At 59.7% G+C, this 24,767-nt stretch carries 24 protein-coding genes; 6 read left to right on the top strand and 18 right to left on the bottom strand.

Annotated elements, in window-relative coordinates:
• Positions 1-17 precede the first annotated feature (17 nt).
• Genes HIJ39_RS03340 through HIJ39_RS03325 form a run of 4 tightly spaced genes read left to right on the top strand, consistent with a single transcriptional unit; the run spans position 18 to position 4,658 of the window.
• Complete coding sequence (locus HIJ39_RS03340) at positions 18-1,802, top strand: ABC transporter permease subunit (protein WP_169096694.1); 1,785 nt, start codon at positions 18-20, stop codon at positions 1,800-1,802.
• Positions 1,783-2,523, top strand: coding sequence for an ABC transporter ATP-binding protein (locus HIJ39_RS03335; RefSeq protein WP_169096692.1), 741 nt, complete (start codon positions 1,783-1,785; stop codon positions 2,521-2,523). The genes HIJ39_RS03340 and HIJ39_RS03335 overlap by 20 nt, the downstream gene beginning before the upstream one ends.
• Positions 2,524-2,552: 29 nt before the next feature.
• A complete protein-coding gene (locus HIJ39_RS03330) occupies positions 2,553-3,344 on the top strand; it encodes a DeoR/GlpR family DNA-binding transcription regulator (RefSeq protein WP_169096690.1) in 792 nt (263 codons plus the stop codon).
• 30 nt (positions 3,345-3,374) lie between these two features.
• Positions 3,375-4,658, top strand: a complete 1,284-nt coding sequence (locus HIJ39_RS03325) for a nickel pincer cofactor-dependent isomerase, group 22 (protein WP_169096688.1) — start codon at positions 3,375-3,377, stop codon at positions 4,656-4,658.
• Here the strand turns inward: HIJ39_RS03325 and HIJ39_RS03320 are convergent.
• Genes HIJ39_RS03320 through HIJ39_RS03275 form a run of 10 tightly spaced genes read right to left on the bottom strand, consistent with a single transcriptional unit; the run spans position 4,655 to position 13,436 of the window.
• Positions 4,655-5,587 (bottom strand): hydroxyacid dehydrogenase, encoded by a 933-nt coding sequence (locus tag HIJ39_RS03320; RefSeq protein WP_169096686.1) that lies wholly within the window; start codon positions 5,585-5,587, stop codon positions 4,655-4,657. The two genes, HIJ39_RS03325 and HIJ39_RS03320, sit on opposite strands and share 4 nt — an antisense overlap.
• Entirely contained in the window at positions 5,584-6,336 is a 753-nt protein-coding gene (locus HIJ39_RS03315) for an HpcH/HpaI aldolase family protein (protein WP_169096684.1), read from the bottom strand. Before HIJ39_RS03315 ends, HIJ39_RS03320 begins: the two co-directional genes overlap by 4 nt.
• Before the next feature lie 2 nt (positions 6,337-6,338).
• Entirely contained in the window at positions 6,339-7,268 is a 930-nt protein-coding gene (larC2, locus tag HIJ39_RS03310) for a nickel pincer cofactor biosynthesis protein LarC2 (RefSeq protein WP_169096683.1), read from the bottom strand.
• Entirely contained in the window at positions 7,265-7,969 is a 705-nt protein-coding gene (gene larB, locus HIJ39_RS03305; RefSeq protein ID WP_169096682.1) for a nickel pincer cofactor biosynthesis protein LarB, read from the bottom strand. The genes larC2 and larB overlap by 4 nt, the downstream gene beginning before the upstream one ends.
• On the bottom strand, positions 7,956-8,717 hold the full coding sequence (gene larC / locus HIJ39_RS03300) for a nickel pincer cofactor biosynthesis protein LarC (RefSeq protein WP_169096679.1): 762 nt from the start codon (positions 8,715-8,717) through the stop codon (positions 7,956-7,958). Before larC ends, larB begins: the two co-directional genes overlap by 14 nt.
• Before the next feature lie 24 nt (positions 8,718-8,741).
• Positions 8,742-9,629 (bottom strand): UxaA family hydrolase, encoded by an 888-nt coding sequence (locus HIJ39_RS03295; protein WP_169096678.1) that lies wholly within the window; start codon positions 9,627-9,629, stop codon positions 8,742-8,744.
• A complete protein-coding gene (locus HIJ39_RS23990; protein WP_243239310.1) occupies positions 9,630-10,772 on the bottom strand; it encodes a UxaA family hydrolase in 1,143 nt (380 codons plus the stop codon).
• Positions 10,769-11,938 (bottom strand): UxaA family hydrolase, encoded by a 1,170-nt coding sequence (locus HIJ39_RS03285; protein WP_169096676.1) that lies wholly within the window; start codon positions 11,936-11,938, stop codon positions 10,769-10,771. The genes HIJ39_RS23990 and HIJ39_RS03285 overlap by 4 nt, the downstream gene beginning before the upstream one ends.
• A 26-nt stretch (positions 11,939-11,964) precedes the next feature.
• Entirely contained in the window at positions 11,965-12,738 is a 774-nt protein-coding gene (locus HIJ39_RS03280; RefSeq protein WP_169096674.1) for an SDR family NAD(P)-dependent oxidoreductase, read from the bottom strand.
• A 26-nt stretch (positions 12,739-12,764) separates the two neighbouring features.
• On the bottom strand, positions 12,765-13,436 hold the full coding sequence (locus HIJ39_RS03275; RefSeq protein WP_169096672.1) for a GntR family transcriptional regulator: 672 nt from the start codon (positions 13,434-13,436) through the stop codon (positions 12,765-12,767).
• Between the two features lie 316 nt (positions 13,437-13,752).
• Here HIJ39_RS03275 and HIJ39_RS03270 point away from each other — a divergent pair, with 316 nt between their 5' ends.
• Positions 13,753-14,937, top strand: a complete 1,185-nt coding sequence (locus HIJ39_RS03270; protein ID WP_169096671.1) for a four-carbon acid sugar kinase family protein — start codon at positions 13,753-13,755, stop codon at positions 14,935-14,937.
• A 2-nt stretch (positions 14,938-14,939) separates the two neighbouring features.
• Complete coding sequence (pdxA, locus tag HIJ39_RS03265; RefSeq protein ID WP_169096669.1) at positions 14,940-15,977, top strand: 4-hydroxythreonine-4-phosphate dehydrogenase PdxA; 1,038 nt, start codon at positions 14,940-14,942, stop codon at positions 15,975-15,977.
• A 76-nt stretch (positions 15,978-16,053) separates the two neighbouring features.
• Here pdxA and HIJ39_RS03260 read toward each other — a convergent pair whose 3' ends face one another.
• The 8 genes from HIJ39_RS03260 to HIJ39_RS03225 are packed head-to-tail and all read right to left on the bottom strand — an operon-like array spanning position 16,054 to position 24,743.
• A complete protein-coding gene (locus HIJ39_RS03260) occupies positions 16,054-16,962 on the bottom strand; it encodes a fumarylacetoacetate hydrolase family protein (protein WP_169096667.1) in 909 nt (302 codons plus the stop codon).
• A gap of 11 nt (positions 16,963-16,973) precedes the next feature.
• Positions 16,974-18,404 (bottom strand): aldehyde dehydrogenase family protein, encoded by a 1,431-nt coding sequence (locus HIJ39_RS03255; RefSeq protein WP_169096665.1) that lies wholly within the window; start codon positions 18,402-18,404, stop codon positions 16,974-16,976.
• 27 nt (positions 18,405-18,431) lie between these two features.
• Positions 18,432-20,420 carry a YjhG/YagF family D-xylonate dehydratase gene (locus HIJ39_RS03250; protein ID WP_275107244.1) on the bottom strand — a complete coding sequence of 663 codons (1,989 nt, stop codon included), beginning with the start codon at positions 20,418-20,420 and terminating at the stop codon, positions 18,432-18,434.
• A gap of 12 nt (positions 20,421-20,432) precedes the next feature.
• Entirely contained in the window at positions 20,433-21,383 is a 951-nt protein-coding gene (locus tag HIJ39_RS03245; RefSeq protein ID WP_169096663.1) for a sugar kinase, read from the bottom strand.
• A complete protein-coding gene (locus HIJ39_RS03240; RefSeq protein WP_169096661.1) occupies positions 21,380-21,982 on the bottom strand; it encodes a bifunctional 4-hydroxy-2-oxoglutarate aldolase/2-dehydro-3-deoxy-phosphogluconate aldolase in 603 nt (200 codons plus the stop codon). Before HIJ39_RS03240 ends, HIJ39_RS03245 begins: the two co-directional genes overlap by 4 nt.
• Entirely contained in the window at positions 21,975-22,850 is an 876-nt protein-coding gene (gene larE, locus HIJ39_RS03235; RefSeq protein ID WP_476718339.1) for an ATP-dependent sacrificial sulfur transferase LarE, read from the bottom strand. The genes HIJ39_RS03240 and larE overlap by 8 nt, the downstream gene beginning before the upstream one ends.
• Positions 22,843-23,709 carry a fumarylacetoacetate hydrolase family protein gene (locus tag HIJ39_RS03230; protein WP_169096657.1) on the bottom strand — a complete coding sequence of 289 codons (867 nt, stop codon included), beginning with the start codon at positions 23,707-23,709 and terminating at the stop codon, positions 22,843-22,845. Before HIJ39_RS03230 ends, larE begins: the two co-directional genes overlap by 8 nt.
• A gap of 26 nt (positions 23,710-23,735) precedes the next feature.
• Positions 23,736-24,743: a zinc-dependent alcohol dehydrogenase gene (locus tag HIJ39_RS03225; protein ID WP_243239312.1), complete on the bottom strand. Its 1,008-nt coding sequence runs from the start codon at positions 24,741-24,743 to the stop codon at positions 23,736-23,738.
• Between the last annotated feature and the right edge of the window lie 24 nt (positions 24,744-24,767).

The following is a 24,767-nucleotide window of genomic DNA, read 5'->3' as shown; positions in this document are numbered from 1 at the left end:
AGGAGGTTCAGCTAACGGTGAAAATACTCCGTTATATCCCGTGGGTGGCCGTAATTGTATTCGGGTTATTGGTTCCGCAACTTCTCGGCCAAAACCCGTATTATCTCAATCTCGCCCTCGAGGCTGCTACTTGGGCCTTAGCCAACTTGGGACTAACGGTCATTTTGGGATACACGGGACAAATCTCTCTGGGACAGGCGGCGTTCTTCGGTATCGGAGCCTATGCCACGGCGATCGTGTCACTGCATACCCATTCGCTGTGGATGGGACTCATCGCGGGAATTGCGCTGACCGCCATTTTCGGCCTGATTATCGGCCTTTCCACTCTCAAAATGGCCGGCCACTATCTGGCCATGGTCACCATCGGCTTTCAGGTCCTCATTAGTCTGGTGCTTAACAATTGGATACCGGTAACAGGCGGTCCCAACGGCATAACAGGCATTGTACGACCGCACTTTTTTGGAATCTCTATGCTTGATGACAAACCATTCCTATACTTGGTAATCGTCATTTTGATGCTGGTCGCATCCGGTGTCCACGTGCTCCGCCGATTCACGTGGGGCCGTGCTTTAAGAGGCATTCGGGAGAACGAACTAGCGGCCCGCGTCATGGGGGTAAACGCGTTTTTGGGCAAGGCGGTTGCCTTTACTGTCGGGGCCGCCATCGCCGGACTAGGGGGAGGGCTATACGCCAGCGCCGCCATGTATATCAGCCCGTCGACTTTCAACTTCACCCAATCTGTCACTTTCTTAGCCATGACAGTAGTGGGCGGTGCGGGATCGGCCGCTGGCACGATTCTCGGAACCGTAGTGCTGACACTTTTACCGGAGTTTTTGCGATTTCTACAAAACATCTACCTGGTCGTCTATGCACTGATTGTGCTTGTGGTTGTCGTTCTCCTCCCCGGAGGAATATGGTCGACGGTGGAGCGGTTGTGGCAACGCATCGTCGCGCCCACCTTGCCTAGCCTGAAGAGCGGGTCCACACCCCGTCCCAATCTGGTAACTGCCGGCGCTCCAGTGCTCACGCTGGAAGGAGTGTCCAAATCGTTCGGTGGGTTGAAAGCGGTGGACGACATGAATCTTACCGTTCTGGGCCAAGAAGCCCATGCCCTGGTGGGTCCTAACGGATCGGGGAAGACCACCGTGCTAAACCTTATTTCCGGGGTCTATCCTCTTTCGAGTGGTACGGTAATGCTGCAAGAATCCCGCATTAATGGCCTCCCGGCAGACCGCATCACAGCCCGCGGCATTGCTCGTACTTTTCAAAATATCCGACTATGCAAAGAGATGACAGCCCTTGAAAATGTTATGCTAGGCTTGCATCGGCATCGAAGAGCCACGTTTCTTGGCAACATGCTTGGCTCGCCGGCATCGCGCCGCGAGCAACGGGACTTTGAAATACGGGCCATGGAAGCCCTCAACTTTGTAGGTCTCAGCGAACTAGCCCTTCGGCCAGCGGTCAGTCTTGCCCACGGCCAGCAGCGATTGGTGGAGTTGGCCCGCGCATTGGTCGCCGAACCCACCGTTTTGCTTCTTGACGAGCCAGCGGCGGGACTCAATGATACGGAAACGGCCAATCTTCTAGCCGTGCTGAATCGGCTGAAAAGCCAAGGCACCACTATCTTGTTGATTGAGCACGATATGGCCTTGGTCACCAAGTTAGCCGACCGCCTAACGGTTTTGAACTTCGGGCGGAAAATTGCCCAAGGCAGCGTAGAGGAGGTTCTCAAGGATCCACTGGTGCTGGAAGCCTTTTTGGGACAGGACAAGGAGGAGGAGCATGCCGAAGCTGGAAGTTAAGAATCTGGCCGCTTTTTACGGACGCGCCCAGGCCCTGCGCAACGTCTCACTCACGGTGGACGGAACGGAGATCGTCGCCCTCCTTGGGGCGAACGGTGCGGGCAAAACCACCACTTTGCGCGTTATCTCCGGCCTCTTACGTCCTAGCCGCGGCGATGTATTCCTTGACGGCGAACGGATTTCTGGCCGGCCGCCGGAGTACATCGTATCCCTTGGGGTTGCACACGTCCCCGAGGGTCGCCGCCTTTTCCCAGGGCTGACCGTCCGCGAAAATCTCTATTTAGGGGCCACGATACGAAAACTGAAGCGCTCCCAACTAGCTTCTGAAGTGGAACGCGTGTTGGCCATGTTTCCCGTTCTTGAGCAGCACCTGGATCGACCCGCCTGGGCGCTGTCCGGCGGGCAGCAACAAATGGTGGCGGTGGCCCGGGGGTTAATGTCCAATCCCAAAGTGCTATTGCTGGATGAACCCTCATTAGGTTTGGCGCCCATCATCGTCAAGCAGCTTTTTCGCACCATCGCCGAAATAGGGCGGCAAGGAACGGCCATCCTGTTGGTGGAACAAAACGCTCCTATGGCCTTTTCTGTAAGCCGTCGGGCCTATGTAATGGAAACAGGAGCCATCACGATCCACGACACGGTTGACCGCCTGCGCCAAAATCAGCGGGTCCAAAATGCCTATCTCGGACTCGGCGAGGAGTCCGCGCCGGCCGAAGCTTAAGATGATCACATCGACGAGGAGACGTTTTGATGCGGCAAGATGACATTGTCGATATGCTTCTTCGTGAAACGCAAATATCGGTTAAGGAATTGGCTGAGCGCTTCAACGTGTCGCCCATGACCATCTATCGCGATTTGCAAGCGTTGGAGGAACGCAATCTAGTCATCCGCACCAGCGGAGGGGCTATAATCCGGCCGAACCTGCAATATGGCCGCGGCTGGGCGGAGCGCCTGAAAGAGCAGCCAATGGTCAAGCAGGCGCTCGGCGCTAAAACCGCCCAGCTTTTGGAACCCCATCAAGTGGTTATCTTTGATGCGGGGACCACCGTATTGGAAGTCGCGCGTCGCATCCCCAATGACTTGCCCTTGACTGCCATTACCAATTCACTTCCCGCAGCGGCGGCATTGGGAGAAAAGGAACGGGTGCAGGTCTTGGTGACAGCGGGCGAATATCGGACCGACACCGCCTCTTTGCTTGGCCACTTCACCACCGATTTTCTCGAACAACTGAACGCTGACGTAGTGGTGTTGTCCGCCGCCGTCGTCAACGTTGCTGAAGGCCTCAGCAACTTTTCGGTCGATTCCGTGGCCGTCAAGCGCACGATGATTGCCCGTGCAAGACAGGTGATTCTGGTCACCGATTTCTCTAAGTTCCAACAATCCGCCCTCATTACCGTGGCCCCCTTGGAGAGCATCGACGTCCTTGTCAGCGACGACCGAATGCCTGAGGACATGCAGGATGAGATTCGCCAACGGGGCGTCCGCCTTATTTTGGTGCCCTATGAAGTTTCCCCCACGAAGCCGTCTCAGGACATGGTTTGAGCCGGCTTTTCTGCCGAAAGGAGTGTCGTTATGCTCGATTTATCCCCTTTTCCCCCCATCGACTGGCCACGGTTCCGCGCCGTCCGCCAGGTACTGCCGGGACCGGTGGAACCCGATATCGTCACAGCGGTTCAGCGGGAAATCACCCGAGTCCAGCATCTCATCTCACCGGGCAAAACCTACGCCGTCGGATTGGGCAGCCGCGGAATTGCCAATTTAGCCGTCGTGGCCAAGACCGCCATCGATGAGATTCGAGCCCGTGGGGCCGACGTCGTCATTGTCCCTACAATGGGATCCCATGGGGGGGCCACACCGGACGGGCAAAAGGCAGTGTTGGCAAGCTACGGAATTACCGAAGCTTCTATGGGAGCCCGTATTGACGCCCGGATGGAGACGGAAGAAATCGGCCAGCAGAACGACGGCACGCCCATTTACTTTAGCCGTGCGGCCCTGGAACTAGATGGCATCATCCCCATCAATCGGGTGAAGGCGCACACTGCCTTTCACGGTCCTATCGAAAGCGGGTTGGCCAAGATGCTGGCTATCGGATTTGGAAAGCAGCGGGGGGCGGCCGCGGTGCACACACGTGGGTTCGACCACTTTCACCACGTCGTCCCGGAAGTAGCCGCCTTTATCATCGAGCACCTGCCGGTCGCGTTCGGTATCGCCCTGGTCGAAAATGGCCATGAACAAACGGCACTGGTTCGTGCTGTCGCCGCCGACGCCATTTTGCAGGAAGAGCCCGCTCTCATGCAAAAGTCCCGGGAATGGATGGCGCGTCTGCCGTTTGATCACCTTGATGTCCTCGTCGTTGCCCAATTGGGCAAAAACATCTCTGGGGACGGGATGGACCCCAATGTCACCGGTCGGTACGGCCCCGCCAATGCCGCGTACCCAGGACCCACCATCGGAAAAATCGTGGTATTAAGCTTGACCGAGGAAACCCATGGAAACGCCAATGGAATCGGTCTGGCCGACAGTGTCTCTCGCCGCGCCTATGATGCCATCGATTGGCCCACTACCTACACCAACGCGTTAACATCGACCGAATTTAATCCCATAAAAACCCCAATGGTGATGGCGAATGATCGGGATGCTATCGAGGTTGCTCTACGCACCATCAATGGCACTGATCCAGCTCATACCCGGGTCCTCATCATTCGCGACACGCTCCATTTGGAGGATATGGCGATTAGCGAGGCCTTATGGGATGATGCCGCAACCCTCGGGTTGACTCCGCTAAACGAATGGGCGGATTTGACCTTTGACACGAGCGGCACCCTTCACAGTGCTGCGGGGGTTCTACTGTCCTAGCCTTCTCGCAGATGAAAGTGCTGCATGATGGAGGCGGCCGCCTCTACGCCCATCCTCTGAACCGCCTCGTGGGTAGAGGCGGCAATATGGGGCGTCACCAGCAAGTTGGGAGCCTCCCACAAGGGATTGTCGGCCAGAGGCGGCTCCGGATCAAAAACATCCAAGACGGCTCCCCCTAGGTGGTGTGATGTCAGCGCGTCAACCAACGCGACCGGATCAACAATGGGTCCGCGGGCCGCATTAATGAGGAACGCGCCCGGCTTCATCTTGGCTAAACGCGCCGCATCAAACATGCGATAGGTTTCTGGCGTCAAGGGCGTGTGCAAGGTGACAGCGTCCGCCGCCTTCACTAATGCGTCCAAGCTGTCAGCCCATTGAACTTGGGGGTGGTCCATGAGAATATCCCGGGGCACGTAGGGATCATACACCAGCACCTGGGCATGAAGCCCATGAACCAATCGCGGCGTGAGCGAACGACCAATGCGGCCGTAGCCGACCACACCGATGGTCTTTCCCGCCCACTCGGTGCCATAGTAGCGAATTCGGCCCTCGTAATCGCCCGCCTTCAGAGCCTCTTCGGCCGCCTTCCAATGGCGGGCGACTGTAATTAAGGCGCCCAGCACATATTCGCTGACCGTCCCCCGATTCGCCGTCTCGGTGATGGTTACGTGCACACCTCTCTTGCGGCACGCCTCTAAATCGATATTGTCCGTCCCGACGCCATGCTTGGCAATGACCTTGAGTCGGCGCGCAGAGCGAATGGCCTCTCCCGAGATGGGCCATAGACGGATGAGCACCGCATCCACCTCTCGCATCGCCGCGCTGAGTTCATCTGGACTGCTGAGCGGTCCTAGGATGATTACCTCGGGATGGCGTAGGACCTCCATCCCCGCCGGATCAATCGCTTGAGGCACCAGCACCCGCCTCATGACAACGGCTCCCGCTCTAACCAGGCCTCAAGTGCTGGACGAAAGAGATTGGCGATGCCTGTCGCACAATACCAACTACCCTTTTTCCGCCATGACCGATGATTCTCAGCGGTGCCCGCGAAAAGCCCCCAAGGGATGCCGGCCTGCTCCGCCTCTTGGCGGATCCCTTCGATGAGGGAGACAACCCGCTCCGTTTGCCGGCTTTCCTCCCCATAAGCGACGGACAGATCGGTAGGTCCCACAAAGATTCCGTTAAGGCCCGGCAACTTCAAGATATCCTTCAAGTTTTCTACCGCTTGGCGGGTTTCCACCTGCAGCAAGACGGTGACTTGACGATTGGCTTTCTTGAGGAATTCAGGACCCGCATCGTAGCCGTAGGTGGCCGCCCGCGTAGAAAACGCCAACCCCCGCTCCCCCTCGGGCGCGTAGCGGGCAGCCCGAAGTGCTGAGCGGGCCTCGTCGACGCTGCGGATGCCCGGCACCAACACGCCTTCGGCGCCAAAGTCCAACGCTTGCCATATCATGTCCGTGCGCCCCTTCAAAACCCGCACCAAGGCAGGGACCCGCACTGCCTCGGCCGCCCGCAAAAGCTCCGGCACTGCCGGCCAGACCGTCCCATGCTCGGCGTCCAATACCACAAAATCGGCCCCGCCCAATCCCGCCATTTCCACCAAATCGACCGAGGGCGCCCCGACAAAGATGCCCCGGAGTCCCCGCTCTCCCCTCCGCAAACGGTCTGCCAGCACCATGCTTAGTCCTCCCCCTCCATGATTTTCTGTTCTTCCCCAGTCTCCACAGCCCGGCTCAACCTCCAAGCCTGAACGGCGCTTTCGGCCACCACCCTGAGTGGTACATGGGCCTGCTCCGCCGCTCGTGCGCAATCCTCAAACTCGGGATGTAGCGAGCGAACCCGCCCCTGAAAGAAGCCCACTTTCACTTGGATGACGCCATACGGAGTCCGAACCGCATCGCGGCGACGCCTCAGCATGAGGGTATCCACCCTGCGCCGTCGAATTCCGAGCGTTGTCGTCTCCGCGAAGACAACATCGGTAAGCGCTTCCGCCCTGTCCCAGGGGGCCAACACACTCAAAAGAACCGCGCTCCGGGACTTCTTCATCACAATCGGCGTCATCCAGGCATCACGAGCTCCCTCTTTCAACAGTCGGTCCAGAACATAGCCCAACGCTTCAGGCGCCATGTCGTCAATGTTGGTCTCCAGCAACAAGGCGGGCGCTTCATCTTCTGTGCTCACCGCCGTGTCCAATGCCATCACCCGAAATGGCACCGTTTGGTCTCCTGAGGAGGCGTCCTCGACCCAGCGCACGCGGCCCTCAAATTTTCGCGTCGGCCGCGCCACCCCGCGAATCAGCGCCACAACCCGGGTATCAAGCACGGCCCCTGGACAAGAAAAGACCTCAAACCCTGCGAGAGCCTTCACGGGCCAGGGGTTCTTTAAATCGAGAGGTAGCGGACCCACGAAAAGCCCTTCATGGGCCAGCCATGACACCAAAGGGGACACCTCACCGGTGTTCAAGAATGGCTGGCCCAGTTCTGCTGCGCAATCCATCACCGCTTCGGCAAGATCGTCCCGTGAGGGTGCGATCTTCTGATGGGCTTGCAGCAGCGTTTTGAGCTCTGGATATGAGACACCGCTGTTGACGTGGAGATAGAGGCTCATCATGCTCCTCCAGCGCGGGCATGCGGTTTTTTTAAGCGAACAATCTGCGTCGCCAGCCGTGCTGCCCCAAAGCCGTTGTCAATGTTGACCACGCCTACCCCCTCTGCGCAACTGGTGAGCATGGTGAGAAGAGGGGCCAACCCCTGAAAGTGAGCACCGTAGCCAATACTGGTCGGCACCGCGATGACCGGCTGCCGAGCCATTCCACCGACAACGCTGGGAAGCGCTCCATCCATTCCCGCCACCACGATGATGACATCGGCCGCTTCCAAGTCGGGCCACACCGCGAGCAGACGATGCAAACCGGCCACGCCGACATCATAGCGCGCCAGCACTGTAACACCTTCGGCTTCCAAGGCCCGTTCCGCTTCCCGTGCGACCGGAATATCCGCGCTGCCGGCGGTCACGACGGCGACCACGCGCTCAGGGTCGGGCGCCGGCCTCTCTCCCCACAAGGCTGTTTTGGAAACGGCATCGTATGAGAATGGCTGATCGGCATACGCCAAAGAAATCTGCTGGGCCAGGGATTCCTCCAAGCGGGTAAAGAGCACCGGACTCTTGGAATCTAGTTGCGCTGCGATCGCGAGAAGCTGCGCTTCCGTCTTGCCCTCACAAAAGACGGATTCGGAAAAGCCCCGCCGTCGCGGTCGTTCGCCATCCCAGCGAACCTCCGATGCCAGCGGACGATCTTCAGGCGTGAACATGCTGATTCCCCCCCGTGGGATCGGATTCCATTTCCAAAAAGACGGCCCGAAGAATGTTGGGATGAGCCAGATCCATGGTCCCCGCGCCATATCCAATCCCTGACACGACCCCCTCCGGCATCTCCGACACCGATTGAGCATGAAACGCCGAGAGGAGAGCGGCACCGGTTGGTGTCGTGAGCTCGCGGCTCACGCCTCCTGCCCGAGTTCGAAAGCCGCGTAGCAACTCCAGCGTGGCGGGGGCCGGAATAGGAATGCGGCCATGGGCGGACAGGGTCCAACCACTGCCGGTGGGGATCGGGCCAACCATGCATTGGTCAGGGGCCAAGTCTTCAAAGGCTACCGAAGCGGCGACAATATCTGCGATGGAGTCCTCGGCTCCTACCTCATGCAAATGCACAGCTTCCATGGATATCCCATGGATGCGAGCCTCGGCAAATGCAAGAGCTTCGAAGGCAGCGCGGGCACGCTGCGCAACGCCTTGGGGGAGCCCCGCCCGAGCCAAACGCTCCAAAATCTCCGGCAAGTGCCGATGCTGGAGCGTGCCCGATGGCCATTCGACGTCGAACTTCACCGCTTCAACGCCCCCTTTATTGACCGGCCGTTGGGCAATGGAAAGTCCGGCAACCTCGAGCGATCGGACCCCATCCTCGACCGCGGCCCATGAGGCGCCAAGGCTTAAGAGGGCGCCCACCACCATGTCGCCGGCAATCCCAGAAAATGCATCGAAATACAACGTCACCGCCACAGCCGCTTCCTCCCACCTGAAAGCTTACAACGTCGGCCCAATCCGTTCGATCGCGAAACTCGCCGTCCCGAGCGACTCACTCAACGTCATCTCGCCGCTGGCCACAGCGAGAATCCAGTCGACCCAGCCGTCGGGGTCACGGTCGCCGATCATGCCGTCCATGTCGTCTGACAGCGCCCGACGGAACCGTTCGTCCGCCCCCAGACGTATCACCGGAACGATCGGATGGCCTCCCAAATTGTGCGGATCGCAAATGCCCAAGAGAATCTGCGCTCCACAAGCGGCAAGTCCCGTCATCGTCTCCGTTGGCCCAGTTCCCGCTTCCATAGCGGCGCAGCGCACGCTAGGAGGAATTGGCGTGCCATACGGCAGTGCGCCCGGATCGTCTGTGGCGCTGAAGACGATACGGCCGCCGCGGTCGAGAAACGCCTCAACGAGCGCACGTCCGGCGGCACCCAGCGCCTCAATCGGCCCCACGCCTAGCACCAGATCCTGTATTCCCACCTGCTCGCGGGGAACTGCTTTGACGCCCGCCAAGAAGGTTCTCGCCGCCTGGGCAGCCTCCCGCGTGCCGCCCGACTCCTGAATAGTCGCGACCGCGGTGGCCTGACCCCGGTCCAAAAGGCCCTGGTACACCTCCTGAGCTGGAACACCCTCGCAGCCCAGCCCGATCACCATGGCGGCCCGAACATTGGGATGCGCGCCAATGCCGACCAGTACCCGGCGGGTCTGTTCGCGGTCAGCTCCGATTTGCGCGCATCCTATCGGGTGCTCGATGGCGATGGCGTCGGTGCCTTCGACGGCCCAAAAGGCGGCGCGCGTAGCACAGACGACCGACGGCAGTGCCAATAGATAGTCCCGAACCCCCACATGGCCGCCCGATCGTCGGTACCCCATGAATTCCGTCCGCATTTACTGCACCTCCCGTTCAGCCACCAAGAGGTCTCCCCGGCCCCGGCTGCTCTCAAGGTTATGGGTGTGCACGTGTTCGCCAGAATGAATGGGCTGACTCGCCACCCCAATCTTCTCCCCGTACTTGATGACCCAATCGCCGGCCTCGAGGTCGCGGATGGCCACCTTATGCCCAAAGGGGATGTCATCGCGCACGGAGATCTCAATTCCCGCAATCGAAATGGACGTCCCGGCTTGGATGGGGTCGAGCGCCACGGCCACCGTGTCATTGGGATGAATGAGCAGCACTCGTGGTTCCCGTGTCTCTTGGGAGCTCACGGGCTGAAGCGACCGCGCCATGGCGGTGAACTCCCCCAACCCCGGTGCGGAGACGGATACTTCATCGCCCTCCTCCAACTGAAATACCTCGGGCAACGAAACATTCAACGGCAGCATCACCCCAAACCAACGCACGTGGGGCATCCAGGTTAGGACACGCCGAGCCATCTCCAATCGGGCAGATAGATGGACCGGCGCGCATGACTCGCGCACCAGCACTTGACCTCGCCGCCATACCTGAAAGCGCACCTCAACGTGCTCGAGATCGCCGCTTGAAGCCAGAGCCAACACAGGACCCATGGCGGCACTGCCCTGAAACCATTTAGCCTCCTGAAGATGCAGCGGATGACGCGTCAAAAGCTCTAAGGCCGTGACGTCAAGGCCTAAGCTGAAACCTAACACATCCCCATGCGGGCCGAACACGGCAATAATAGCTGGGTGCGCCACATGCCAGGCCACGTCAGGCCTAAGGCCTAGCGATTGACGTGGTCCAGCCAGGGTGGTCTGGGATGCCTTGAGGTAGATTGCGGGCGCGTCTTGGTCCTCGGCCACTGCTTGGCACCCGAAGAGCAGCTCGAGGTCGACCGGACACTCGATGGCGTCCTTCGGGATCCTCTCTCGGGCCGGCATCTTAGCCAACAGCGCCTCGGCCCAGTCCGTGAGCTGAATGTGGGCCGTCCGGCAATACTCCACAACGCCCCCGAGAGACGCCGGGGTCGGCGTTGCATGCTCCAGAACCACAGCCCCCGGATCCTCTTCCCGCATTATCCCTTCCTGGAACCCGGCTGCTGTTTTCCATCGCCACCATTGCATCAGCGTGCTCATGCCTCGGCCCCCCATCCCTGAAAAATTCCGAACTCGCGGTGGCCCAAAATCTCAGCCGCCACACGCTCACCGTTGGCCACGGAGAGAATCTTTCGAAACAGGGCCCAGCCCACCTGCTCCCGGGTCTGAACACCGTCGATGATGCTCCCCGCGTTGAAATCAATCAGGTCAGGCAACTGGCGCTTCAGCGCGGTTCGGGTCGATACCTTGATGACAGGTGCGATCGCGGCCCCGGTGGGCGTGCCGCGGCCAGTCGTAAAGACCATAACTTGCGCCCCGCCCGCTGCCATACCCACAAACTGCATCACATCATGTCCCGGGGTATCCATAATGACCAGCCCCCGCATTCGAGGGCGCTCGGCATAGTCAATCACGCCCGCAACAGGGCTGTTGCCTCCCTTGTGAACGCATCCCAAGGACTTCTCCTCGATCGTGGTAATCCCACCGGCGATATTCCCCGGGGCCGGCTGACCACCCCGGAAATCAACCCCCATGCGCATGGCAGCACGCTCGGCATGCCGAACCGTTTCCCAAATAGCGTCGTCCACTGATGGGCTCGTGGCCCGGGCGGCCAAAATATGTTCGGCACCGATGAGTTCCGTGGTTTCGGCTAAAATGGAGGTTCCGCCCGCTTCCACCAGCCGGTCGCTGGCGAAGCCCAGACTGGGGTTGGCGGAGAGCCCCGAACAGGCGTCCGATCCCCCGCATTCGGTCGCCAAAATCAACTGGCTTAATGGCGCCGGTTGACGCTCTAGGCTCTTGGATGCCGTCAAGTAGTCTTGAGCCACCTGCCGGGCTGCTTCTTGCGCGGCCCGTCGCCCACCCTCACCCTCCAAGGACACCAACCGATACCGAACGTGGTGCCCGAGTTGGGGCAGCAAATCCCTGACCACGGGATCATCCTGGCTAAGCGCCAACAGAACGGTGGCATAGACGTTGGGATGGTCCACCCATCCGGCGAGTGTCCGGATAGCCAAGGGATATCCGGACACGGAAGGATGAATATCCTGATGCAATTCGACACTGACTGTGCCGGGCACAGCCTGTTGGACCCACGATGCGCTTGTACTGACCGCCGGCGAGAGCGGCAGAATCAACACATGGTTGCGAGTCCCCACTCGACCATCGTCGCGCCAGTAGCCCCAAAACTCCTTGATTGCGTCCATTCCCGCCACCCTTTCTCTCCTTCGCACTAAAACGGTTTGCCGGCTGTGATGCCGCCATCCACCACCAATCCGCTTCCCATGACATACCGTGACTCGTCTGACGCTAAGTAGAGTGCTGCGTCCGCCACATCTTCTGGGCGCCCTAAGTCATCAGCCAGTTGCCGCTGCTTCAACAGCGCGAGAGCCTCCTCCGGATTGTCGTAGTCGCGTTTCAAATATCCTTCGACAAACGGAGTCATAATGGTTCCCGGCAAAAGTGCATTGACGCGGATATGGTAGCGGGCGTAGTCCACCTGCATGGAACGTGTAAGGGAGAGCACCGCACCTTTGCTGGCCGCGTACGCAGCCCGGCGTGCCAAGCCCATTTCGGCAATGCAAGAAGACATGTTGATAACCGATCCTGTCCGACGGCGCATCATCTCAGGAATCACGGCCCGGCTGACCAGGAACACCCCGGTCACGTTGACCGCCATGACGTCCTGCCATAACTCCTCGGACACCTCGTGCAGCTCACCAACCGCGCTAATTCCGGCATTATTCACCAAAACATCGATGCGGCCATGCCGGTGAATGACGTCTTCAGCCCATGCATCAGCGGACTGCCGATTGCGAACGTCGAGCGGGCTAAAGTGCACCCGACCACCCGTCTCGGCAATGCGTCGGGCCGTCTCGCGACCGCGGTCGGCGTCTCGATCGCCGATTTCGACCCATGCTCCCTCTTCAGCAAAACGCTGGGCAATGGCCGCTCCAATTCCACTGGCAGCCCCTGTAATGAGGCAGACCTTCTCTTTAAGCCGCATGGTCGCTCCTTTCCATTGACGATGGATTAGGCGTCAACATCCGATTGAAACAAGGGTTGATAGCGAAAATAAGACGCGCTGATATGACGGTCCATCGCCTCGGCCGCCCCCTCAGCATCGCCGGACTCGAGCCGCTCAATAATGGTGCGGTGTTCCTCTGAGGCGGGTTCCACATCCACGACCTTCCGGGCGACGTAAAACCGGGCCATGTGGAGATGCACATGAAGCGAGGCATAAAGGCGCCTCAAGGTGCTGTTGCCGGCGAAGGCAAAAACAAGGTCATGAAATCGAGCATCCGCTTCTTGGAAGTCTTTATAGTCCTGATACAGTGGGGTTCGGCGCGATTGGCGCATGATGCGCCAGGTATCTCTCAACTGCCCTGTTTGCGCGGGCGTGATTTTCCCCGCCAGTACCCGCGCAGCCGCTGGTTCCAACAGGCGCCGAACGTTGAATAGTTCTTCCACCTCAACCCCCTGCAACAACGGAGACACCCGAAAGCCGCGGTTTGGGTGGTATTCCACTAATCGCTCGCTGGCCAACTGAAAAAGCGATTCCCGCACTACACTAATGCCACAACCATATTCGCGGGCCAGAAGGTCAATGGCAAGCTTCTCGCCAGGCGAAAAGCGCTGGTCAAAGATGTTTTGCTTAAGGTGCTCAAGAATCTGCTGATTGAGGAGTCGAGGCCGTATGTTCAAACCACCATCTCCAGCTACGGAGTTTGCAGCAATAGATGCACTATTTAATAAAATCATTCTATGATCGATCATCGATTCAAGTCAAGGCGATTGATAAATATTGCACAGTTCTAGCGATTGGATGATAATATTTCACAAACAAGGGGGTGGGGCCTGTGAGTACGCCGTGCTTTTTGAAAGCGTGGGTGCGCTCCCCCAGGTTCGGCGAAACAGCCGGCGATCCAACCGCCTGGCGATGGACTATTCGTGCAACATCGTCGGACTGGCCCATCATGGCGAATCCAGTTTTTGCGCCGAAGTCCAATGAGGTAGGCGTATGATCGCAGTATGGGCCGATGACTTAAGCGGCGCGCTGGATACCGCCATCGTTTTCCAACACCACCAAAGAACCCGGGTGTTCCCGGAAATCCCTTTATCGCTGCCCCGTTCCGCTGATGTCGCGGTCATTCACATTGAGAGCCGTCATGTGAGCCCGGAAGGAATAGCCGGCCGTTTTCGCACCATCCCAGCCGCCCTGCTTTCGGCTGACCACCATTATCTAAAGGTTGATTCCACCCTCAGAGGTCCCGTGGGAGCCATGGTGGACGCCTTCCTCGACGCCCTGCCGCGGTATCGTGGAGCGGTGATATGCCCTGCGTTCCCGCAAAATCACCGTACTGTCCTCAATGGGCGGCTGTTTGTCGAGGGTCGCCCTGCCCATCGCACCGAGCTGGCCCATGATCCTAAAAATCCAGTCGCCACCGATGACATTGCTACCATGTTGGCGCCTCTGACCAACCGTCCGATCATTGCCCTGCGCTCGACCGCCCTCGAGAATTCTAAGGATGTTGGCGGTATTTTCATCGCTGATGCCGTCTCCATGGAAGACCTGCAACGCCTTGCCGCTCTAGTGGCAGCGAATCCCCATCTGTTGCCGGTCGGGTCGGCGGGATGGGCCGCGCCGTTAGCTCGCCAATGGGCAACCGATGCACCTCCGCCCGAGACCAAACGGCCGTGCTTCGACCGAATCGTCGCCGTGGTGGGTTCCCGACATCCAGCCTCGCGCCGCCAGGTGGATCAAGTGCGGCAAAACCCCGAGTGGGAAATTCATGAGAATCCCGACATTCCACCAGCCACAGCCAAGCACCACATCTTCGTGACCCCTTCTGAGACCCAGTCTAACCCTGATGCGGACCTGAATCGCTTCGCGCACGCGGTCAAAGCCATCCTCCTTCAACCCAGCGCACGTACTGTAGTGGTGTCAACCGGTGGCGACACGACCCTGGCTCTGGTGCGCCATCTTCGCATTAAGGCACTGACACCCTTAGAGGAGCTCGAGCCCGGCGTCGTGCTCAGCCAAAGTGGCGGCCGGGTCCCGATTCATCTCGTGACCAAATCCGGGGCGTTTGGGACGCCCGACTTCTTCCCCGAGCTAGCCCACAAATTAAGCGTCCCGGGCGACGCCCAGCATTCAACAACGTACACTGTTTCTAATGACACTTCGATTAGAGGAGATTATTAGCCATGGAGCCTACCGCACTTGCCATAACCATGGGCGATCCTGCCGGGATCGGCCCAGAGTTAGCGATATTGGGTGTATCGGCGCTTCGAAACGAGGACCACGTGGCCTTGGCCGTCGTAGGCGACCAAAGCCGACTAAAGCTCGCGGCATCGATCCTTCAGAAGACTGGCCGGATTGAACGCCTTCCTGATTTCGCCGTTGTCCAAACACGCCATGAAATCGACGCAGTCGGCCCCAACCCAAACGTCATCGGGGTTGTTGATCTCGCGAATGTCCCCGACGGGCTTCCCTGGGGCGAAGTCTCGGCGAGCGCCGGATCAGCCAGCTATGCCTATGTGGTGGAGGCGGTTAAGCTCGCGCAGTCTGGATCTGTCGACGCAATCTGCACAGCACCCATTCATAAAAAGTCATGGGAATTGGCGCATGTCCCCTTTCCCGGCCACACCGAAGCGCTGGCCACCCTTTCCGGCGCCGGCGATTACGCCATGATGCTTCGCAATCAGCGTCTTCGCGTCGTTCACTGCACCACCCACATCGCGTTTCGCGATATCATCCAAAGACTCACTCCTGACCGCATTGTGCGGGTAGCGCGGCTAGCCCACCAATATCTCGGCACCGTCGGGATTAGTGCACCGCGCATTGCCCTTTCAGCATTGAATCCGCATGCGGGCGACGATGGACTGTTCGGAGACGAGGAAGCCCAGATCCTCCGTCCGGCCCTCGAGCGGCTTCGCGATGAAGGCCTCCCCATCAGCGGGCCATGGCCTGCCGACACCGTTTTTGCCCGCGCTCAGACCGGCGAATTCGATGTGGTAATCGCTCTCTATCATGACCAAGGTCACATCGCCATCAAAATGCTTGGCATCGACACCGGTGTCAATCAAACCATTGGCCTTCCCATCATTCGTACCTCTGTCGACCATGGCACGGCCTTTGACATCGCTGGGAAGGGCATCGCCCATGAAACAAGCATGGTTTATGCCATGCGAGCGGCCATCGATGATGCCCGACTCACGGCCCGCCCGCGATCCCAACGGTAGCGCCACCTGTAGAATATCGGAGTCCACGCAGCTTGTCCCAACCGGTCATGGCAAGACATTTTGCACGTCCGCCATATCATTGCGGCACAGAGGCCCAGTCTGAGGTAATGCGACGCGCCTGCGTCACCAGATGGCCAATTCCGCTTATGGCAATGTCAATGGTGTCACCGGGCTCAAGGGTAAAGTCGGCCGGCGGCACCACCGCCGTGCCCGTCATCAGGGCTGTCCAACCTGTCATCGGCCAAGCCCGACGCAAGTAGCGGATTAACTCATCGGGGGTCCGCCGCATCATCCGGGTATTGACGGATCCGGCAAACACGATCCTCTCCCGTCGCTGAATTTGCAGCGAAATCTCCAGGTCGGCCGCATCGAGGGTGTCTGCCAGCGCGATACAGGGCCCGACGGCCGCGCTATGGTGATAGATTTTAGCCTGGGGAAGATACAGAGGATTTTCGCCTTCAATATCACGGCAGGACATGTCGTTTCCCGCGGTATAGCCAAAGAGATGCCCATCCGGATCCACAATCAGCGTCAGCTCCGGCTCTGGAATCTGCCAGGTTGAGTCCTGCCTGAGTCCCACCTCCCCGTAAGGGCCAACCACCCGCGACCCCGGCGACTTGAAGAAGAGCTCCGGTCGCTCCGCTTCGTAGACTTTGCGATAGAAGTCCTCGCCGCCTTGGGTTTCCTCAACCCGTGCGTCGCGGCTCATTTGGTAGGTTACGCCAGCCGCCCAGCACTCGGTCAGGTCGACAGGAAGAGAAAGCGTCTCGGGACGCAGCGCCACTCGCTCCCGGGTCGAGCCCAAGGCATCCCGAAGAAAAGTGCTTAAGGCCTCCCCGCCGCCGTGTACCTGCCAGAGGCCGTTCACGGAGTGAAGACCCGACTCCACGGCGGACAAATCCAGTACCTGGTCAAGCAACGGCCCGTCCGAAACCCCCACGTGCGATCCGCCCTGGGCATCGCGCCAAGACCACAAGTTCAACATCGTCATCCCCCCTACATGGCACGGATTGCCACGGTTTTGGTTTCGGTGTAAAATTCCCGGGCGGCCAATCCTTGCTCCCGTGAATGGGAGCTCGATGCCTTCATTCCACCAAACGGCGCCTGATATTCCACGCCAGCCGTTTCTTCGTTCACCCGCACCATCCCTACTTCCAATTCATCAACCATCTTTAGGGCTGTGGTGAGATTTCTGGTGAATACCGAAGCACTGAGGCCGTAGCGCACCCCATTGGTGATGGTAATGGCTTCATCAAGTGTGGCGGCGGGAATGATCGCGACCACCGGCCCAAACACTTCCTCTTGCGCTATCTCAGCGTCCGGCCGCACTTCATCAAAAACGGTGGGCGCAATAAAATAGCCGGGTCGATCCAGCAGCTGGCCGCCCGTCACGGCAGCATACCCCTCCCGCTGCGCATGCTCAATGAAGGTGTATACCCGCTTTTGTTGAGACGCCGACACGACCGGGCCGAGATAGGTGTTGGCATCCAGCGGATCGCCCACGGCCAGAGACTTCACCCGCTTGGTCAAGGCCTCCCGAAAAGCGTGGTGAATGCCGTCCAGCACAATGACCCGCGAGGTGGCCGTGCACTTTTGCCCCGCCGACCGCATGGCCCCCGACACGACCAATTCCACCGCCTGTTCGATATTGGCATCGTCGGCCACAATTACAGCATTTTTTCCGCCCATTTCCAGTTGATACTTGACGCCCCGGTCCGCCGCCGCACGGGCAATGCCCTGCCCAACCTGGCTGGATCCCGTGAAGCTGATGCCGCGAATTCCCGGGTGCTGAACCAGCGCCGCACCCGCTTCGGCGCCCCGCCCGATGACCACATTCAGCACGCCTGGCGGAAAAAGTCCTTGAATGAGCGAAAACATACGATAGGCCGTCAGGGAGCTAAGCTCGGCCGGTTTAATCACCACGGTATTGCCGTATATGAGGGCGGGAGCCACCTTCCACATGGGGATGGCCAGCGGGAAGTTCCAAGGGGTAATGATGCCGACCACCCCGAGTGGCTCGCGTGTGGTGTATTGCAGCGTTGTCGCATTGGCGGCGGGAATGACGTCACCGACCGGATAGGCACCTTGACCGGCATAATAGCGGAGAATCGCCACCGCCCGGAGAGCCTCGCCTCGCGCCTCGCCGATCGGCTTGCCCATTTCCTGGGATGCCAGTTGAGCCAACTCATCCACCCGCTGTTCCAAGATGGCGGCTGCCTGAAACATCAAACTGCTTCGTCCCATGGGCCCCAACTGTTTCCAAGCCCGCAAGGCATCGCGGGCCGCCTGCACCGCAAGGTCCACTTCGACACCAATCGATTGCGGGATGTGCCCAATGACTTCGTCCGGACGGGACGGCGAGAATACCTCCATCCGCTGTGACGTGGTGACTTCCTGACCCCCAATGAGATTTTGCGCTTCGATCATCACTGTCTCCTCCTTTGCTGCTCTGTTTCAACCTTGTTGGGACAAGCCCCGCCCCAACGCCGCGACAATGCGGTCCACATCGTATACCGCCCCGCGCCAAGGGCCACCGCTGACTGATTGCAGGGCCGCCCATAGCCTAGTATCGTCGGGGAGGTCCGGGTCAGGCTCCATGTCGGGGTTCAACGGCCGCTCCTGGAGCACATGCGTCCCGTCTTCAGGAGAGAGCGGTTGCTGGGGCGTGCCTACAAAGTTCAGACTTCCCTCCCCCGTCGCGGGATTTATGACAATATCAATGATGTCGCCATCCCGCACTTTTCCAATGGGTCCGCCGGCGAGTCCCTCGGGACTCACATGACCGATGCAGGCACCGGTCGACACGCCCGAAAAACGGGCATCCGTGATAAGCGCCACATGCTTGCCAAACGGCAAGTAGCGGAGCGCCGAGGTGAGTTGGTACGTCTCTTCCATGCCGGTGCCCATAGGTCCCCGCCCCGCCAGCACCATCACATCGCCCGCCTTGATGGCGCCCTTCTTGATGGCCCGGATGGCCTCGGATTCCTGAGTAAAGACCCGGGCAGGTCCGCGGTGGCGGTACACACCGTCGTGGTCCAATACCGTGGGATCGATTGCCGTCGACTTAATCACGGCCCCTTGCGGAGCCAAGTTGCCCACCGGGAAGGTGATGGTGATGCCGAGGCCCGCCTGCCGAGCGCGATCCGGGGAGAAAATCACATCATCAGGATTCACCCCATCTTGGGTCTCAAGATGTTTTCGCACCTTGATGCGCCGCTCGGACGACTCCCACCAATCCAGCACTTCACCCAAGGTGGTTCCCGCAACCGTCTTTACGGTAGTGTCAAGCAACCCAAGGCGGCGGAGATGCAGCATCACCTCCGGGACGCCCCCCGCCAAATAGGCGTAGACGGTGGGATGCGGCACAGGACCATTTGGCAGCACGCTGACCAGACGCGGAACCTCGCGATTGACATGCCGCCAATCGTCAACCGTCGGCACCCGGCGGCCTGCCGTATGGGCAATGGCTGGGAGATGCAAGAGCAGATTAGTGGAACCGCCGAAAGCAGCATGGACCGCCATGGCATTGGCGATGGAGGCATCCGTGAGTACGTCATCCATGGCCCAGCCGCATGCCATCATGTGCCTGAGGGCGCGAGCTGAGTCGCGCGCCATCTCCTCCCATAAGGACGACCCGGAAGGCACGAGCGCTGTGTGAGGTAACGCCATGCCCAAGGCCTCAGCCACCACTTGTGAGGTCGCGGCGGTGCCGAGGAATTGGCAGCCGCCGCCCGGTGAGGCACAAGCCCGACAGCCCATAGCCGCCGCGTGCTCGAGACTAATTTCACCGTGAGTGAAGCGCGCCCCGATGGTTTGGACTTTGGCCGCGTCCTCACCGTCTTCCGCCAGCAGCGTAACCCCACCCGGGACCAAAATACCAGGCAACCCTTTGACGGACGCCACGGCCATCATCATGGCCGGCAGCCCCTTGTCGCAAGTGGCCACTCCCATGACAGCACGCCGGCGCGGCAAAGAACGAATCAGGCGCCGCATCACCAGAGAGGCGTCATTGCGATAGGGCAGCGAATCAAACATGCCGGGCGTCCCCTGCGTACGCCCGTCGCAAGGATCGCTCACGAAGGCGGCATAGGGCATCGCTCCGAGATCCCGAAACTCGGCGGCCGCCCGCTGAACCAATCGGCTGATTTCCCAATGACCCGTGTGATAGCCCAGAGCCTGCGGCGCCCCCGTCTCATCACGCATGCCGCCTTGCGTGCTAAGTATGAGAACCGGATCGTTCAGCACCCTCTCGGGTCGCCATCCCATGCCTACATTCTGGCTAAGCCCAAACAGATCCCCGCTGGGCCACTGCCGCAGCATGTCTTCCGTGAGCGGCAAAGATCCAGATGGGCCCGGAGCTCGGCTCGCCACCCCGTACTGGTGATTATCCTCCAACAACGCCCGTAAACGGTCACGGCCACCATGGCCTTGTTCAGCCATCATGCATCCCCCCTGTTATCGCTCAAGCCAACGGCCATCCAAAATTTCGGCTACCTCAGCCCAATAGGGATAGCCCTCCCAGTCGCCGGGATGAGCCACGGCAAACGCTCCCACGATGGATCCCAGCTTCAGACTGTCAGGCCAGCTCCAGCCTCTGATGCGTCCCGCCAACACCCCGGCGGCGAAGCCGTCGCCGGCCCCCACGACATCAGTCACCTGACCGACGGGCCAAGCGGGGACCTCCCCGAGGTGGTGTCCTCCTTGTTCAGCCCAGGCGCCACGGTCGCCGTCCGTTACCACTAACACCTGCTCCGTCCCCAAAATCCCCTGCGCGTTAAGCTGGGCGCTGTCATCGGTATCCCATAAGGCCATCAGCTCGCTGCGCGAGGCGAAAATCAGGTCCGTCGAGGCCATGGCGGCCTGAAGCGTCTCTCGCCACTTGGTCGCGTCCCCCAACCGCCAGCGAATGTTCAAGTCTAAGGACACGCCTCCCCGGTTGGCCTCAACCCAGGCTTTCATCCAGTCCAACATTCGCTCGCGAAGCCCTGAATGTATCATGAGGGTGATGCCGGACAGATGAAGTCGGGCTGTTGTCAGCCTCGGGGACAACATCAGCGGTGGCTCCCACGCATGCATGGCGGTGTTTTCACAATAGTAAAAGACCCGCGGCTCCGGCTTAAGCCCAAACCATTCCTTCATCATCAGCCCCGTGGGATGCGAATTCGTATTCAACAAATCCACATTGACACCTTCGGCCCTCAGAGTATGGATGACCGCGTTCCCAGCCGGATCGTTCCCCACCGCGCCCCCGAACCAGACCGGAATGCCAAGCCGTGCCAAGGCGATGGCCACATTGCATTCCGACCCCGCCATACTAAATGTCATGGAGGAGCCCACCCCAACCCGGCCGCGGGTTGCCGGGGTTAGAAGGCCCAATGGCTCGCCCGCCGTCACGACGGGCGTCATGCCACAGACCCCTGAAGCGTCTTGATGACTGACGTCAGATCATCCACTTTGAGCAGTGCACTGCCCATACCGACAGCGACGGCCCCCGCCCGGATCCATTCGCCGGCCGTCTCCCAACTGATCCCGCCGGTGGGAACCCAGGTGATGCCCGGAAACGGCTCATTGAGAGCGCGCATGTGAGCCACGCCCCCAGTCGCGGCCGGAAAGAGCTTCAAGATTGTCAATCCCTCGTCGAGTGCCCGAGACACTTCGTCGGCTGTGAATACCCCGGGAAGATAAGGCACGCCGCGTCTTTTGGCCAACCGAGCGACCTGTTTGGAAAGATTGGGGGCAACGAGAAATTCAGCCCCCGCATCCAGCGCCTCTTGGGCGGTTTCTTCATTCAAGATGGTCCCGGCTCCCACCACGAGCCCAGGCCGCTCGCACATGTCTCTCACCACCTGGGCTGCTTCCGGCGTCGTCCACGCGATTTCCACCACCGAGATCCCAGCGTTCACGATGGTCCGCGCCCGCCCGAGAGCCATCTCTGGCTTGGCGGCGCGTATAACGGGCAACACGCGGGATTTGCCCAATACTCCGGCCAACACGTTTTCAGTCATGGGGATGCACCTCCTTTTTCGCTGATTCGGTGATGAGCGTATTGAGAGACCCGGATTTTAGTCCATCGAGATCTAAGGCCACAAACCGATAGCCCGCCTGTTTTATCGCCCGTACAATCGCTTCCCTGTGAGTCAAGATTGCGGGGAGGTCCTGAATCGGCACCTCAATGCGCGCCAATGCACCGTGGTGGCGGACGCGCACCTGGCGAAATCCCAAGCTGTGGAGGGCGTCTTCAGCCACTTCCACCTGTTTCAGCCGTTCGACGGTAACCGGCGTGTGATAGGGGATTCGGGAAGCCAAGCACGGGGATGCTGGTTTATCCCAGTTTGACAAGCCCCAGGCCCGCGCTAAGCGACGTACCGCATCCTTTCCCAAACCCGCCTCTTTCAGGGGACTGACCACCTGGTGCTCCTGACCCGCTTTTAAGCCCGGGCGAAAGTCGCCTAAGTCATCCTGATTAAACCCGTCCATCACGACGGCGAACCCCCGTTGATCCCGGATGGTGTCTAACACTGCATAAAGCTCCGATTTGCAGAAGTAGCAGCGTGAGCCATCGTTGGCCTGGTACCGAGCGTCACCCAATTCCTTGGTTTGCACCGTGGCCCAAGAGAATCCCGCCTGCTTGGCTATGACTTCCGCTCCATGAAGTTCCGAACGCGCAACGCTAGGAGAATCTCCGGTGACCGCCAGCATGCGCTCCGATCCGAGCGCTCGAAATGCAGCCACCGCCACCACGGTAGAATCAACCCCCCCGGAGTACGCCACGACAGCCGACGGAAATCGCTGAATGGCACGCATGAGCGCCGCTTCCTCCTCAACCCTAACGTCTGCTTGCCTGTCGCCCGACCGGGCCTTTTCCCTAGTCATCGCGGCTCTCGACAAACCGGTTGGTGAGTTCCCCCAACCCGGCAATAGCGACCTTGACAACATCCCCGTTTTGAAGCCAACGCCGCTTGTCTTCAGGCAATCCCAAGATCACCCCTTCCGGCGTGCCGGTAAAAATCAGATCGCCCGGTTCCAGAGGCCATACCGACGCCAGATGGCTAATAATCGTCTGACACGAGAAAATCATGTCCTCCGTGTTGGAATTTTGGCAGAGGACATCATTTCTCCATAGTTGAATGGGAAGCCCCTGAGGATTGGGAACCTCGTCCGCGGTTGTAATCCATGGTCCCAGCGGGGCAAATCCCGGCGAGGATTTGCCGAAGAGCCATTGGCTGGTTGACCGCTGCAAATCGCGAGCAGACACATCGTTCCCGACAGCATAGCCGGCTACATAATTGAGACTCTCCTCGGGGGACACCCGAAACGCCCTCCGGCCCATGACGATAACCAATTCCGCTTCGTAGTCCAACTCACGGGTGGCCGCAGGAATGGGGATGTCCTCGCCGTCCGCCGCGAGCGTCGAGGGAAATTTGTTGAACACCACAGGTACCGTCGGAATGTCGGCCCCCGTCTCCCGCGCATGCTGACGATAGTTCAATCCGATGCATAGCACTTTTGACGGGGCCAAAACCGGAGGCCGCCACCCGAGATCCCGGACCGTCACGCTATCGGATGCTGCCCGCATCAGGCGCTCCCGGCCCGCGTCATCCATCAGGTGCTCCCATAGATCATCGGTCGCAGAATACTCTTTTGGCAGGAGTTGACAACCACCGGAATCACTGTCGCCCATCATCACCGCCACACGCGGCTGCCCTTGGTACCACACATTGCCGAGACGCATGTCATCCACCCTTTCTCATGAGGACATTAGCTCATCTGCAAGACAATTTTGGGAAATGGTGCCGGGCCGTCGGCCTGCTCCCGAAAGGCGGCATCGCCTTGGGATGCCGGGCGGACATCCAGCCAGGCTGCGGACGGCTTTAAAGCACCGCCGTTCATCCACTCGACGGCCTCTTGAAATTCGATGTCGCTGTAGCAAAACGATCCCACAATCTCGAATTCGTCACGGACAATCCCATTGCCCGGAAGGACCGAATCGTTTTCGTGGAGTCCGAGAAAAACAGCCCGCCCACCACGCCGCAGCGCCTTGATGGCGGCATTCCGCGTCGCACTGAATCCCACAGCGTCAATCACCCGATCGACGCCCCGTGGCTCCAGCTTATGGACGGCCCCGCCCACGTCGCTGTTTGCCGCATCGACCACTGTATCGACGCCAAACGAGGGGCCGTGCCGCAGACGGCTGGCATTCGTGTCTGCGAGAATCACCCGTCGGGCGCCGCGGCGGTGAGCCACCCAAGCACTAAGAAGACCAACAATACCGGCTCCGATGACTAGAACGGCATCGTTTGGGGTGATTCGCGCTTGATTGCCCGCCCTGATCGCACAAGCCAACGGCTCTACCAAGGAGCCCAAAACCGGATCGGAAACCCTGTAACATTGGCTAGGGGGCACAGCGAGCCGACTTGCAAATGCCCCCGGATAGTCGACGCCGATGAGGCGGCGCTGGGAACAATACTGCCGTTGGCCAGACCGGCAATCGTCGCAGATTCCACAGGTCACCAAGGGATTGACGGTGACCAGATCCCCTGCCCTAAGCTTACGATGCGGAATGTCCTCCTCAATGCGACCAGAGAACTCATGCCCCATAACCAGCGGGGGGACGCGCAGCTCATTGTGTCCGAGATAGGCAGAAACTTCCGAGCCACATATCCCCACCGTTTCCGTGCGCACCAAAGACCACCCCGGGGGGATTGCAACATCGCTAGGAGCCTTTTCATTTAATCCGAACCCGCACGGCGCGCGGGTTTGACGCATTGGACGCTGCGATTTTCCTACACT

This window comes from Sulfobacillus harzensis (genome assembly GCF_012933365.1).
GTDB lineage: Bacteria > Bacillota > Sulfobacillia > Sulfobacillales > Sulfobacillaceae > Sulfobacillus_B > Sulfobacillus_B harzensis.
The sequence above is the reverse complement of the archived record's forward strand: the minus strand, read 5'-3'. Positions and strand labels throughout refer to the sequence as shown.

Bases quoted from the DNA above. Each gene is read 5' to 3' on its own strand.
- HIJ39_RS03335 (WP_169096692.1), top strand. From the start codon at position 1,783: ATGCCGAAGCTGGAAGTTAAGAATCTGGCCGCTTTTTACGGACGCGCC.
- HIJ39_RS03330 (WP_169096690.1), top strand. From the start codon at position 2,553: ATGCGGCAAGATGACATTGTCGATATGCTTCTTCGTGAAACGCAAATA.
- HIJ39_RS03325 (WP_169096688.1), top strand. From the start codon at position 3,375: ATGCTCGATTTATCCCCTTTTCCCCCCATCGACTGGCCACGGTTCCGC.
- HIJ39_RS03320 (WP_169096686.1), bottom strand. From the start codon at position 5,587: ATGAGGCGGGTGCTGGTGCCTCAAGCGATTGATCCGGCGGGGATGGAG.
- HIJ39_RS03315 (WP_169096684.1), bottom strand. From the start codon at position 6,336: ATGGTGCTGGCAGACCGTTTGCGGAGGGGAGAGCGGGGACTCCGGGGC.
- larC2 (WP_169096683.1), bottom strand. From the start codon at position 7,268: ATGATGAGCCTCTATCTCCACGTCAACAGCGGTGTCTCATATCCAGAG.
- larB (WP_169096682.1), bottom strand. From the start codon at position 7,969: ATGTTCACGCCTGAAGATCGTCCGCTGGCATCGGAGGTTCGCTGGGAT.
- HIJ39_RS03295 (WP_169096678.1), bottom strand. From the start codon at position 9,629: ATGCGGACGGAATTCATGGGGTACCGACGATCGGGCGGCCATGTGGGG.
- HIJ39_RS23990 (WP_243239310.1), bottom strand. From the start codon at position 10,772: ATGAGCACGCTGATGCAATGGTGGCGATGGAAAACAGCAGCCGGGTTC.
- HIJ39_RS03285 (WP_169096676.1), bottom strand. From the start codon at position 11,938: ATGGACGCAATCAAGGAGTTTTGGGGCTACTGGCGCGACGATGGTCGA.
- HIJ39_RS03280 (WP_169096674.1), bottom strand. From the start codon at position 12,738: ATGCGGCTTAAAGAGAAGGTCTGCCTCATTACAGGGGCTGCCAGTGGA.
- HIJ39_RS03270 (WP_169096671.1), top strand. From the start codon at position 13,753: ATGATCGCAGTATGGGCCGATGACTTAAGCGGCGCGCTGGATACCGCC.
- pdxA (WP_169096669.1), top strand. From the start codon at position 14,940: ATGGAGCCTACCGCACTTGCCATAACCATGGGCGATCCTGCCGGGATC.
- HIJ39_RS03260 (WP_169096667.1), bottom strand. From the start codon at position 16,962: ATGTTGAACTTGTGGTCTTGGCGCGATGCCCAGGGCGGATCGCACGTG.
- HIJ39_RS03255 (WP_169096665.1), bottom strand. From the start codon at position 18,404: ATGATCGAAGCGCAAAATCTCATTGGGGGTCAGGAAGTCACCACGTCA.
- HIJ39_RS03250 (WP_275107244.1), bottom strand. From the start codon at position 20,420: ATGATGGCTGAACAAGGCCATGGTGGCCGTGACCGTTTACGGGCGTTG.
- HIJ39_RS03245 (WP_169096663.1), bottom strand. From the start codon at position 21,383: ATGACGCCCGTCGTGACGGCGGGCGAGCCATTGGGCCTTCTAACCCCG.
- HIJ39_RS03240 (WP_169096661.1), bottom strand. From the start codon at position 21,982: ATGACTGAAAACGTGTTGGCCGGAGTATTGGGCAAATCCCGCGTGTTG.
- larE (WP_476718339.1), bottom strand. From the start codon at position 22,850: ATGACTAGGGAAAAGGCCCGGTCGGGCGACAGGCAAGCAGACGTTAGG.
- HIJ39_RS03230 (WP_169096657.1), bottom strand. From the start codon at position 23,709: ATGCGTCTCGGCAATGTGTGGTACCAAGGGCAGCCGCGTGTGGCGGTG.
- HIJ39_RS03225 (WP_243239312.1), bottom strand. From the start codon at position 24,743: ATGCGTCAAACCCGCGCGCCGTGCGGGTTCGGATTAAATGAAAAGGCT.